Raw genomic sequence first — 12,073 nt, 5'->3', positions numbered from 1 at the left:
TTGTGGCCGTCTTTTAGATGGCCTGTGCTGCTTTGGTACTCTTCGTATGCGAGGAAGGGGATTTACCTGGATTCGCCGCTTCGTCCTGCCAGCTGCGGCGCACCATGTTGCCCCAAGCATTGTTGCGGCGGAGGTAATCCCACTGCCCAAGCAGCTTCCAGAGTGCATTGATCTGATCGTAGCCGACCGTCATCACTACCGATAAGCCGATAATGCGCAGTAGGTCGTACGTACGAGTGGGGCGACGGAAAGCAATTGCTTCAATCAACAGTGACCCGCACGTAAAGACCATGCCAATGAGCAGATTGACCAGTAGGAAGATTAGCAGAATCGGCAGCTGTGTCATATCCAACAGAACATATCCGACCAATGTCGCCAAACCGGAAAGCCGGACAAAAGGACTTAAAATTTCGTATAAAATGGTGTAGGGAAGGGCCAGCCAGCCGATCACTTTATACTTCGGAATGAACAGCATCGCGCGAAACCGGCTTACATTCCACAAACTGCCGCGAATCCAGCGGCGGCGCTGGGCGCCGAGAACTTGAAGCGTATCGGGCGCCTGCGTCCAGCAGACAGCATCCGGGCAAAACACGATCCGATAGGGCAAATTGCGGTCAAGCATATATTTGTGGAGCTTCATTACAATGTTCATGTCCTCACCAGGACATTCTTCTTCGTAGCCTCCCACCTTGACCAAGTAATCCTTACGGAACAGGCCGAAAGCCCCGGACACGATAAGGAGTCCGTTCATGGCGCTCCAACCGATGCGGCCGCCGAGGAAGGCTTTCACATACTCGACATATTGCATGGCGGGAAGCCATTTCTTCGATAACCGGACCGACAGCACGCGGCCGTCTTCGATGGAACTTCCGTTCGCGATGCGTACATTGCCTCCTATGGCAATATGCTGTTCGGGATTTTCCATATAGACGTTGACCAAACGGATTAAAGCGTCCTTTTCCAGAAGGCTGTCGGCATCGATTGTGGCAACCAGTGGATATTTGGCCGCGTTGATTCCGGCATTCAAAGCATCCGCTTTACCGCCATTCGCCTTATCGATAACGACCAGTCGGGGATAGAGGGGGTTTTTATATACGTTACGGATTGCTTTTGACTTCACCAAAGGACGGAATCCGCTCAGACGGCACGGCTTCAGGTCAAATGTTTCCAGCAGCACTTGAAGCGTCCGATCGGCCGATCCGTCATTGATGACGACGACTTCATATCCCGGAAATTCAAGCGTCATTAAGGAATGCACACTTTCAATGATGGTCAACTCCTCATTATAGGAGGGGACCAGAATCGAAACGGGCGGAACATATTCAGAGCCCGCTAATTCCCGGAAGCGCGAGTTCATAGTGCTTTTGACAATGGACAGCATCCTTTGATGGGATACTGCCAGAATGAATAGATACAGTAGACTTGATCCGATAATCAGATAAGTGGCAACGATTCCGTAGTTCAGTAAAAATGCTCTCATCCGGTTCCCCTTTCTACAAGCTGATCCGGGTCTTATTGGTATGCCGATCTGTGCCGGGTTCACCCAATATGCGCCGGAAAATGACATTCAGTCCATTGTAGTGAGGAATTTGCTGCAATCCCTGCGAAGCAGATATCTCAGCTCGGTCCAGCTCCTCTTGCACAGCCTCCCAGGCGGACTCGCGGGAAGCGTTGTTATCGGAACTGCATGCTGCCTCGCATAGCGCCTCAAAACCGGCAAATCCGAGCTGCGATAAGCCTTTGGCACTGTAATAGCGAACCCACCATTCCTCATCTGCCATACATTTGGTCAGAGCTTCAAGATAAAAGTCCAGCTGCTGCTCACCGACGGCTTTGACCGCAACCGAGCGGATTTCCCAATCCGGATGGCGAATTAGCTCGCCGATCCGCTCAAGCGGCAGCAGGTGGGTGTACTGCAGTAAAATTTTTGCTGCTTTGATTCGGATTTCTTTATGATCGGACAAGATTAAACGGTCAAGTAGGCTATAAACTTCCGGTTCGTTTCGTCCGGAAAGGCTGATCAAAGCCACTGTGAGCAGAGCTTCATTATTTTCTTCGTGGAGCAGCTCGGCAAAGAGCGGAGCTGGATCCAAAGAAGAAGAAGCGATGGTATCAGCAATAAGCTGATGAGCCTCGGGATGATATTCAGTAAGCAGCTGAATCAAGCGGTGTAAATCCTCGCGCGTTTCAGCACACTTGGCAGCGGCGCGTCCGATGACGAACGCGGTCGATTCGCTGCCTTCTCGTTCCAGAAGCTTCAGCAGGTCACTTGTACATTCGGCTGCCCGCATAATCCCCAGATGATAGGCAGCTTCCAAGCGAACCCCGTGTCTACGGCTGCGAAGCCGCTGAGTTTCCAGCTCCACAAGTCCCAAATCCCGGCAGAGGGCTGTTAGCTTGCCTCGATACTCTCCGCCGATTGTTTCGATCCACTCTAGCAGCTTCGATTGAATCGCTTTTAGCTCTATGGGGTTCAAAAGGCCAGGCGGCGGGAGCAGCGCATCTGCACTGTCAATGTTAGTACTGAGGTAGGTAAAGTAATCTTGATGCTTCTCCAGGCTTTGCTTCGTTTGTTTTTCGATGGCCCCGTGTCGAGCTCGCAATAGGAATAGCGCGGTAAAACCGCTGGCGATCGTTAAGCTCAAAGCGCTCAACACAGAGGCGGCCTGGTCCAAAGGCTCCATCCACATTCGGTTTCTCCTCCTAACCTTACTTACTCTCTATCTGTGCTTGTTTGGCTACTCGACGGTTACGCTTTTGGCCAAGTTTCGCGGTTTGTCAACGTCATTACCCCGAATTGAAGCTGTGTAGTAAGCAAGCAGCTGCAGCGGAGCAACAGCAAGGGCGGGCGTAAACAGAGAAATGGTACGCGGCACGTAGATTACTTGGTCTGCGGTCTTTTCCAGTTCTGTATTGCCTTCCATAGCCAGCGCGATCACGTAAGCACCTCTTGCTTTGACTTCCTTGATATTGCTTACAGTCTTGTCCATCAGCAGCTCCTGAGTTGCGAGTGCAATGACAGGGGTACCTTCTTCTATCAGCGCTAAAGAACCGTGCTTCAGTTCGCCAGCGGCATAGGCCTCAGAATGAATATAGGAGATTTCCTTCAGTTTAAGTGATGCTTCCATCGCCAAGCTGTAGTCAAGTCCGCGGCCGATAAAGAACAAGTGATTCTGATTGGAAATCAGCTCGGCGAGGAGTTGGATCTGATCCAAGTCTTTCAGCATGTCTTCCAGTTGAGATGGCAACCGTTCCAAATTAGCAATCAGCTCACTAAGAGCCTTTTGGTCCAAAGTCTCCAAAGACTGGGCCATGAACATACCGAGTAAATAGAAGGCTATCAGCTGTGAACTATAAGCTTTGGTTGAAGCGACCGCGATCTCGGGGCCTGCCTGCGTGAACAGGACATCGTCTGCTTCGCGGGCCACTGAGCTGCCAATCACATTCGTGATGGCCATGACGTGTGCGCCCCATTGTTTGGCTTCGCGCAGGGCGGCTAGGGTATCAGCGGTTTCTCCCGATTGGCTGACGACGATGACGAGTGTGTTTTTATGGATCACAGGCATCCGGTATCGGTACTCGGAAGCAAGATCGACTTCGACCGGAATGCGGGTCAGGCGTTCGATGACGGTTTTACCGATGAGAGCCGCATGGTAAGCCGTTCCGCAGGCGACCATATGAATCTGCGTCAGTCCGCGGATTTCCACTGCAGAGAGACCGACGCCGGTAAGAAGGATGCTTTTCCCCTCGTCGATCCTTCCGCGCATCGTATCTAGGTAAGCACGCGGCTGTTCGTGAATTTCTTTGAGCATGAAGGTGTCGTACCCGTTCTTCTCCGCCGTCATGAGATCCCAATCGATCCGGAACATCTCCCTGGCGATGAAATTACCTTCGAGCGTCATTAATTCAACCCCGTCTTTGGTCAGCACAGCCATCTCGCCATCATTCAAAATATAGACATCGCGCGTGTGTTCCAAAATGGCAGGAATATCAGAACCGATGAAATTTTCACCTTCACCGACCCCGATAATGAGCGGGCTTGCTGAGCGGACCGCTACCAGCTTGTCCGGTTCGTGCTCGGACAGCACCGCGATGGCGTAGGCGCCCCGCACCTGGCTGACTGCCATCCGAACGGCGTCGGTTATATTTCCTTCATAATGATGAGAAATCAGATGAGAGATAACTTCGGTGTCGGTTTCGGATAAGAACTGGTAACCGAGCTGTTCAAGCTCTTCCTTTAACTGCAAGTGATTCTCTATAATACCGTTATGTACAACCGAGATTTTCATGTCATTATCCGCATGTGGATGGGAATTGGCATCCGAAGGCTTCCCGTGGGTTGCCCAACGGGTATGACCGATGCCGGCGAACCCCGCAAGCGGCTGCGCCTCTAGTCGAGTTTCCAGTTCACTAATCCTGCCTTTCGATTTGCGGAGTTCAAGCCCTGCGTTTGTGTGAATTGCCACCCCAGCGGAATCGTATCCGCGGTACTCCAGTTTTTTCAAGCCTTCCAATAAAATGTTCTGTGAATCTCGTTTGCCGATATAGCCGACAATTCCGCACATACTTACTCCTCCTCATTTTCACTTTGGCCGACTTGCCATTTTCTAAATTCAATGATGCTTTTCAATTCTTTCAGGCTGATGCCGCAGCTGAGCGCATCTTGGAACAGGTTATACCACTCCTGTACCACCGAGGGATCCGGCTTCAGTTCCGACGTATCCGGTTGAACCAGCTGATTCAGAGAAACATTCAGCGCGACCGCAATTTTGTCCAACACGTGGACGGACGGATTCGAATGAATGTCCCGTTCGATGGTGCTCAAGTAAGACTTGGCAACACCAGCGGCCTCCGCCAGCTCTGAGAGTGATAACCCCCGTTCCATGCGAAGCTTCCTCACTCGCTTTCCCAACATGATCCATCGGTCCTTTGTTGTCATTTTCTCGCGTAGAGCCTAGTTGTGCCGTTCGACAGATTGTTCATTATAACGAACGGATAATTGAAGTATAACGCAAAAAACGCCAAAATAAAAATCGGGTAAGTCGGATTATTTCGTTTTAAAGAACAAAATACGTGAATTTACGCCCTTATGCGCCAAAATTCAACCGAATGTAGTTCTTTATTAAGAATATAACGTTCGTTATAATGGATCGAGAAGCGGTGGAGTCTTGTAATTTCCAGACTTTAAGCGCTCCTAAATCATGAATAAGGAGGTTTGGTCATGTCCCAAACCAAAGCGCACCTCAAGCTGGAAGGCTGGGGAAGCCGTTCGGTTCCTATCCGCTATTTAGCCTTGATGCGGCCCCGGCAGTGGACGAAAAATTTGCTCGTATTTGCTGCCTTGATCTTTTCCATTCAACAAGCGGATATGAACATGCTTGGTCAAGCCTTGGTCGGCTTTGTCTTGTTCTGTCTCGTCTCCAGCTCCGTGTATGTGCTGAACGATTACGTAGACCGTGAAAGAGATCGGATGCATCCGGATAAAAAGAACCGGCCGCTTGCCTCCGGCGCGATTCATCCGCAGACGGCGCTGCTTTTCGGCTTCGTTCTGCTGACGTCCTGCCTGGTGCTGGCGTTCCGCTTCCAGTTTGCTTTCGGTTTTGTGCTATCCACTTATTTTTGCTTGAATGTGCTGTATTCCTTACGGCTGAAGCATGTCGTTATTATCGACCTGCTCATCGTGGCCTCTGGATTTGTGCTTCGCGCGGTGGGCGGAGGTCTTGTAATTGGTGTGCCGCTAACGCCATGGTTCCTGTTTTGTACGATGCTGCTGGCCTTGTTCCTAGCGATCGGCAAACGTAGGCACGAGCTGGCCCTGATGCAGAGTGGCTCGGGTTCGCACCGCAAAGTGCTGGAGTCGTATTCGATGGAGATGCTGAACCAAATGTCGGGGATTGTGACGACGGCGACGATTATGAGCTATGCGCTGTTCACCTTTACCTCGGGGCACACGATCCAACTGATGTGGACGCTGATCTTCGTGCTGTACGGCGTGTTCCGATACTTGTATCTGATTCATATGGAAGGAAAGGGCGGCCGCCCGGAAAAGCTGCTGCTTGAGGATAAGCATATTTTGATGACGGTAGTGTTGTACGGGTGTTCCGTCGTCTGTATTCTACTGTTTTTAGATAAATAAAGAAGATAGACCAGCTTATGCTTACGAAGATAGCTTTCCTCCGGAAAGCTTTAAGGAGGGAGAACCTGCGTGATCCATTATTTATGGCTAATCGTTTCCGTACTGCTTGGCGCTGCGGGGCAGGTACTAATGAAGTGGGGCGTCAGTTTACCTAAACCGGCGGGTGCCGGATTGCTGTCCTGGTCCAATATGGCAGCTTCGTGGCCCATTGCGGCAGGGCTGGCGTGCTATGGTTTAAGTTCGGTGTTCTGGTTGTTTGCTCTCAAGAAATTCCCGCTCAGCACCGCATATCCAATGGTCAGCATGGGCTATATTCTCGTCATGCTGCTCGGATTTTATTTGTTCCAGGAATCTTTATCGATGCAAAAATGGTTCGGCGCCGCCTTCATCTCTTTCGGCGTGCTGCTCATTGCGCGAGCATAAGGGAAAGGGGGAGTGAATGTGCAAATAGGTGCAGGCTTGTTGTATCCGGCTCTGCCTTTTATCGCCTGGCTCGTGTCAGGGACGCTCAAGTATGTGGTGAACAGAGCGCGCCACGGCAGTGAGGCACGGAAGCTGATTGGCAATGGCGGTTTTCCGAGCACACATACGTCAATTGTATCCTCGGTCTCGATGCTGATCGGCTTCGATCAGGGTTGGGGGACTCCGCTGTTCGGTCTGGCCGTCGCCGTGACCTACATCGTCATGATTGATGCGATGGGCATCCGACGTGCCGTCGGGGAGAACGCCAAACGGATTAATGCGTTGATGATCGAAATCGCCGCTACTAATGAGGCAGGGCTGAGAGAAAGGCAGGGGCATACCCGATTGGAGGTGTTTGGCGGACTTGCAGTCGGTACGCTGCTCGGCTGGACCGCTTCACAGCTGCTTGGTTAAATCAGGTTTGTTTTAGAGACGTGATTATCTGCGTCTCCTATACAGAATTTATCGGATATGGGGAGTTGCTCTATGAAAAACCGAATGGTATCTATTAGTTTGGTCACCGGAATCACGCTCCTGACGCTCATCGTCGCCGCCTTTATGGTACCGTCGCTGTTGTTTCTTGCCGGGGTGCCGATGTTAAAGGCAGATTTTTGGCTCGCAGCGGCATTGGCCGTCTTGCTCTCTTGGATCGCGTCGAAGAAGCTGGTGGAGCAGCTGCAAGTGAAGGTTTTCGCCATTTCTGTGGGACTGAGCGCTTTGCTGTTTATTTGCGGCTTTATTTTATGCGGGTACTTCTACGATTTGTCCTATGACGGGCAGGCTTATCACCAAGAGGCGATCATTCATTTGGCTGAAGGATGGAATCCCATCTACGATAAGGAAATCTCTCAGCCGACGGGAAATAGCATGTGGATTAACCATTACGCGAAGGCGGCCGAAATAGCAGCGGCTTCCATCTATAAGGCAACGGGTTTACTCGAGCAAAGCAAAGTTATCAACTTGTTGGTGATGGCGGCTTCCTTCCTGATTAGCTTGGCAGCGCTGCTTACCTTGAGGCCTAAGAACCGGGTCACTGCTTGGGTGGTGGCGTTGCTGCTCGCGCTTAACCCAGTCAGCATTTACCAGTCGTTCACTTTTTATGTCGATGGACTGCTGGGTTCGCTGCTGCTTTGTCTGATTGCCCTCGGGTGTTTGGTTTATACCCGTTCAGGGTGGCTTCTGCTTTCGATGTATACACTAACGATGATCATGATGATGAATATCAAATTCACAGCGATTGGTTATGCGGGTGTGCTGACCATAGGTTTGCTTATTGTTCTTTACATGAGTGAGCAGTTTACTAGATTGAAGCAATTGTTTCGCCTTGCAGCTCTTGGAGGAATGATCGGCGTGCTTATTGTCGGATACAATCCATACGTAACCAATACGCTCCATGACGGGCATCCTTTTTATCCGCTTGCCGGGGAAAATGCTATCGATGTTGTGAAGAACTTTACACCGCGTAATCTGGAACGGATGAACCGCTTCGAGCAGGTCGCAGCCTCTTATTTCGCCGAACCCATGGGCAACAGCACGGATAAGAAACCGACGCAGTTCCAATGGCCGTTTATCATTAGCGCCAAAGAACTTCCGGCATTTGCCGAAACGGATGTGGCGGTGGCCGGATTCGGGCCTCTGTTCAGTGGTGCGCTGGTTCTTGCCCTAATTGTACTGGTGCTTTCCTTCCGAAGGTGTCCCGGTATCACCTTGGCCGCAATCGGGGTCATTGCGGTGTTGGCAGGATCCTCCTTCATTAACCCGGCAGCTTGGTGGGCGCGTTATGTGCCTCAGCTCTGGGCCGTGCCGTTAATTTGCGTTTTTCTTGCCCTCTGCTTGAAAGAGTACCGGCTCTTGAACGGCGTCGGCATCGCGCTGGCTTTCGTGCTTGCCACGAATACGCTGTTGGTCAGCGGCTCATTCACGACCAAGCAATGGGCCATGAGCGAGGAGCTTCGAGGCCAGTTGGCGCAGTTGAAATCAGTGTCACAGCCAGTGAAAGCTGAATTTACGTACAGCTGGTCCAATCGGGAACGGCTCAAAGCGTACGGCATCGAATTTAAGGAGGAAACGCCACTTTCCTGCAGCAGCGAGAAAGTGACACTGATTAAATCAGGTACCACCCTCTGCATAGATAATCAGGACATGCAGGCTAATGCGCAGTAAAGATCAAGGAGGGTATTATGCAAGTCATTTCGGTTAATAGAAGAATCCTGTTCGGAGTGGTCATTCTTGCCTTGCTGGTGCTTTGCACCGTGCTGTTGTACTGGGGTGGATTGGCTCGAAACCTATTTACTATGGGTAGCAAGAATATTCCAGCCTCAGCCCTGCCGGTGTTCGAAGTTGGAGGCGTGAAACAAACCTCCGCCGCCAAGGATGGGCATCTGGAGGTTTACGACGGGACGTCTTGGAAGCCGCAGTTTTGGTCTGGTGTGAACCTGGGGGCTACGACTCCGGGGCATGCGCCCGGAGAGCTCAGTCCAACCAAGGAGGATTATCTGCGTTGGTTCGGACAAATCAAGGATATGCATGCAGATGTCGTCCGAATTTATACAATTTTGCCGCCCTATTTCTATGAAGCGCTGGCGGAATTTAATGCCGGCAGAAAGGACCCGCTCTATATCCTGCAAGGCATCTGGGCGCCTGATGAGCAGCTCGTCGGTGCGGACGGTCAGGGAATGGATGCGCTGCAGCAAGGTACGATCGACCTGTTCGAGAAAGAAATCCGGGATGCCGTCCAAGTCATCCACGGACAATTGAAAAGGAAGACTGATCCCGGTCATGCTTCGGGGAAATTCGATGCGGACGTATCGCCTTACGTTCTGGGTTGGGTGATCGGTACAGAGTGGGACCCTTATTCCGTGAAAGCGACCAACGATGCGCATCCCGGTTTGAAGCCTTTCCAAGGCACCTATTTTCAAGCGGTTTCGGGCGCTTCCCCGTTTGAAAGCTGGCTGACCCAAATGATGGACGCCTTGGCACAGGAGGATATGAAATTCGGCTGGCAGCATCCGGTTTCGTTCACCAACTGGGTGACCACAGACCCGCTGACCCACTCGAACGAACCTGCGGAAAACGAGGACTTGGTCTCGGTAGATCCGATGCATGTTAGTCCACTAGAGGGCTGGAAGGCAGGGTACTTCGCTTCGTATCACATTTATCCCTATTATCCAGATCTGCTTCGATTTGAGGACAAGTATCAAACTTACATAGACAGCGAAGGAAAAATCAATCCATACTCCGGGTATCTGCACGATTTGCGGGAGCATCACAAAGGCATTCCGCTGATCGTAGCAGAGTATGGCGTGCCGAGCTCGCGCGGTATGGCCCACTACGGTCCTTTAAACCGCAATCAAGGCATGCATACGGAAAAGGAACAGGGTCAGATCGACTCCGATTTGTATCGAAGCATATACAACGAGAACTTTGACGGAGCACTGCTGTTCTCCTGGCAGGATGAATGGTTCAAAATCACTTGGAATACCATGGAGTTGGATTCACCCGCCGCCCGTCGTCCGATGTGGCGTAACATGCTGACGAACGAGGAGCATTTTGGCTTACTTGCGGTTGAACCTGGCAAATCCCCTGAGGATACGATTGTGCTTGACGGGAAATCGGATGACTGGGACCGTCGTAAAAACACCGTAAGCCGGGAATATCCGGGGTACAGCCTGACGGTTTCGCATGATGAAGCTTACATGTACCTTTTGCTGAAAAATAAGACTGGCGATTGGAAGCCGGGGGAACAGCCGCTTTATATCGGTTTTGACACGGTGGATGGAGGGAGCAAGAAAGCGGATAAAGCGCCTGGAGTGAGCTTCAGCGGAGGGCAGGAGTTTGTCATGAAGCTGAGCGGGGAGAAAGATTCGGGCATCTACGTGGAAAGCGCATATGATTACCATACCTGGCAGTACGGCTTCATTAACAAAATGATGCCATGGCAGGAAGCCTGGTCACATGCGGAGAATGGCCTCTTCCTGCCATGGAAGCTGCCGGTCAGCAAACCGTTGTTGCTGCCGCAAAGCAAGAAAAAGGTGCCGTTCGAGGATGTCGAGATTGGTCAGCTGCATCTAGGTACAACAGACCCGAAGAGCGCCGAGTTCAACAATTTGACCGACTGGTCCTCTTCCGGTTCTGTGATTGAGGTTCGCGTGCCTTGGATGCTGCTCGGATTTACCGATCCCAGCATGCATAAGGTATGGCGTTACCCTTATGAAGCAGGTGCGTTCAAGATGGAAGAAAGCAAAGCGGTCCGTGTTGAACCTCACCTCTCCGGCAATCCGAACCCGGTGGAGCCTGCTACCTACAAGTGGGATAACTGGAACAAGCCGGCATCACATGAGCGTCTTAAGATAAGCTATTCGATCCTGAAGGATGCATTCGGCGAGCTTGCGAAACAGCCGCCTAAAGGGGCCCCTCCGGCCGCCAGTGCCGCCACAAAACCTTAGTTGCCTAAAGCACGCCAGCTGGTGTAATCATGAACGGCAATACCCGTAAAAGACGGTTGTGCTTTCAGCACGCCGTCAATGAGAGCCAGCTGGCTCTCCATTTCTGTTTTGCCCTTCCCATAGAATGTGATGTACGGGGTATCTGGTGCCGATTTTGTTTCTACGCTGATCCATACCTTTTTACCTAGACGGTTGCCCGTGGCAATTTCCGACGCCGCCAGAGTAACCACATCTAGCGCTTGATCGCGATAGGACATCAAGGCTGTTTCATCCAGCTTGGCCATAATGGCTTCGCTGAGAGAGCCGCTTCCGTCCGGAAGCTGAATGTTGTCGAGCCAGAAAGGCACGGCTGCGGCTGTCGTTAAAGTGGAATCCTTTTTCACCAGCTCATGAAAATAAGAAAGGGATTGCTGCCAATCCACGGCAACCTTATTTTGGTCAGCGGTCCATTCTGGCAGCAGATAAGGTTCGATATCCACTTGAATGCCTCCAAATCGCTCGTTATCAAGCACGGACGCATTGTAGGACTTCACCCAATTGACTAGATCCGTTATTTTTTGCCGGTTTTCCGGAAGCGCCCACTTCGGAGCACCGTCCAACGCGTGGACCTGAATATCGTAGTCCGCAGCAGCTTTGATGAAGCTCCGGTAAGTGCTTTGGGCAACTTCCGGGTTAACCTGCAAGAAGATGCATCCGATCTGCTGATTTTTTGCAAATTGCAAAATGTCGGTTCGTCCTGCACTCGTGCCGATGAGCGAAGTATTCCACAGCCACGTTGCCTTCGGCTTATAGGGCGGCAGGGAGTCCGTCGATGAAGATGTAAAGCCTCCCGACAACCATAAAAGCATCATCATTATAAGCATTCCTAATTTCCTCCCTGTACTGCTTATCCAAAACATGTCCGAGCATTAATTATACCAAAATGCGGAAGTTCAAGTTAACTCAATTATCCCAACTGCTCTATTTGCTGACAAAGTTTTTGTTTGAGCACGACAGTCATTTACACAGATTCTGTATCATATATCATTTA

At 51.2% G+C, this 12,073-nt stretch carries 10 protein-coding genes; 5 read left to right on the top strand and 5 right to left on the bottom strand.

The genetic code is table 11. The annotated features are described in order from the left end of the window. Positions 1-13 precede the first annotated feature (13 nt). From BLT91_RS20785 to BLT91_RS20770, 4 genes are read right to left on the bottom strand one after another with little or no spacing between them, the layout of a single operon-like run. Positions 14-1,480 (bottom strand): glycosyltransferase family 2 protein, encoded by a 1,467-nt coding sequence (locus BLT91_RS20785; protein WP_090824461.1) that lies wholly within the window; start codon positions 1,478-1,480, stop codon positions 14-16. A 13-nt stretch (positions 1,481-1,493) separates the two neighbouring features. Next, positions 1,494-2,690, bottom strand: a complete 1,197-nt coding sequence (locus BLT91_RS20780; protein WP_090824459.1) for a HEAT repeat domain-containing protein — start codon at positions 2,688-2,690, stop codon at positions 1,494-1,496. Positions 2,691-2,738: 48 nt separating this feature from the next. Further along, complete coding sequence (gene glmS / locus BLT91_RS20775; RefSeq protein ID WP_090824457.1) at positions 2,739-4,565, bottom strand: glutamine--fructose-6-phosphate transaminase (isomerizing); 1,827 nt, start codon at positions 4,563-4,565, stop codon at positions 2,739-2,741. A 2-nt stretch (positions 4,566-4,567) separates the two neighbouring features. Further along, complete coding sequence (locus tag BLT91_RS20770) at positions 4,568-4,915, bottom strand: helix-turn-helix domain-containing protein (RefSeq protein WP_090824455.1); 348 nt, start codon at positions 4,913-4,915, stop codon at positions 4,568-4,570. Positions 4,916-5,221: 306 nt separating this feature from the next. Between BLT91_RS20770 and BLT91_RS20765 the strand changes: the two genes are divergently transcribed. The 5 genes from BLT91_RS20765 (at position 5,222) to BLT91_RS20745 (ending at position 11,043) form a co-directional block, all read left to right on the top strand. Continuing rightward, positions 5,222-6,136 carry a decaprenyl-phosphate phosphoribosyltransferase gene (locus BLT91_RS20765; RefSeq protein WP_090824453.1) on the top strand — a complete coding sequence of 305 codons (915 nt, stop codon included), beginning with the start codon at positions 5,222-5,224 and terminating at the stop codon, positions 6,134-6,136. Between the two features lie 69 nt (positions 6,137-6,205). Further along, the gene (locus BLT91_RS20760; RefSeq protein WP_090824451.1) at positions 6,206-6,559 is read left to right on the top strand and encodes an SMR family transporter; all 354 of its coding nucleotides are present in this window, start codon (positions 6,206-6,208) and stop codon (positions 6,557-6,559) included. 18 nt (positions 6,560-6,577) lie between these two features. Then, the gene (locus BLT91_RS20755) at positions 6,578-7,012 is read left to right on the top strand and encodes a divergent PAP2 family protein (protein ID WP_090824449.1); all 435 of its coding nucleotides are present in this window, start codon (positions 6,578-6,580) and stop codon (positions 7,010-7,012) included. 72 nt (positions 7,013-7,084) lie between these two features. Beyond that, positions 7,085-8,761 (top strand): hypothetical protein, encoded by a 1,677-nt coding sequence (locus BLT91_RS20750; protein ID WP_090824447.1) that lies wholly within the window; start codon positions 7,085-7,087, stop codon positions 8,759-8,761. A 17-nt stretch (positions 8,762-8,778) separates the two neighbouring features. Further along, positions 8,779-11,043, top strand: a complete 2,265-nt coding sequence (locus BLT91_RS20745; RefSeq protein WP_090824444.1) for a hypothetical protein — start codon at positions 8,779-8,781, stop codon at positions 11,041-11,043. Here BLT91_RS20745 and BLT91_RS20740 read toward each other — a convergent pair. Further along, positions 11,040-11,906 (bottom strand): hypothetical protein, encoded by an 867-nt coding sequence (locus tag BLT91_RS20740; RefSeq protein WP_090824442.1) that lies wholly within the window; start codon positions 11,904-11,906, stop codon positions 11,040-11,042. The two genes, BLT91_RS20745 and BLT91_RS20740, sit on opposite strands and share 4 nt — an antisense overlap. Positions 11,907-12,073: the final 167 nt, after the last annotated feature.

It is taken from the genome of Paenibacillus sp. yr247 (assembly GCF_900103825.1).
GTDB lineage: Bacteria > Bacillota > Bacilli > Paenibacillales > NBRC-103111 > Paenibacillus_E.
The sequence above is the reverse complement of the archived record's forward strand: the minus strand, read 5'-3'. Positions and strand labels throughout refer to the sequence as shown.

What these genes read in the sequence shown, in the direction of transcription:
- BLT91_RS20785 (WP_090824461.1), bottom strand. Translation starts at nt 1,480, where the DNA reads ATGAGAGCATTTTTACTGAACTACGGAATCGTTGCCACTTATCTGATT.
- BLT91_RS20780 (WP_090824459.1), bottom strand. Translation starts at nt 2,690, where the DNA reads ATGTGGATGGAGCCTTTGGACCAGGCCGCCTCTGTGTTGAGCGCTTTG.
- glmS (WP_090824457.1), bottom strand. Translation starts at nt 4,565, where the DNA reads ATGTGCGGAATTGTCGGCTATATCGGCAAACGAGATTCACAGAACATT.
- BLT91_RS20770 (WP_090824455.1), bottom strand. Translation starts at nt 4,915, where the DNA reads ATGTTGGGAAAGCGAGTGAGGAAGCTTCGCATGGAACGGGGGTTATCA.
- BLT91_RS20765 (WP_090824453.1), top strand. Translation starts at nt 5,222, where the DNA reads ATGTCCCAAACCAAAGCGCACCTCAAGCTGGAAGGCTGGGGAAGCCGT.
- BLT91_RS20750 (WP_090824447.1), top strand. Translation starts at nt 7,085, where the DNA reads ATGAAAAACCGAATGGTATCTATTAGTTTGGTCACCGGAATCACGCTC.
- BLT91_RS20745 (WP_090824444.1), top strand. Translation starts at nt 8,779, where the DNA reads ATGCAAGTCATTTCGGTTAATAGAAGAATCCTGTTCGGAGTGGTCATT.
- BLT91_RS20740 (WP_090824442.1), bottom strand. Translation starts at nt 11,906, where the DNA reads ATGCTTATAATGATGATGCTTTTATGGTTGTCGGGAGGCTTTACATCT.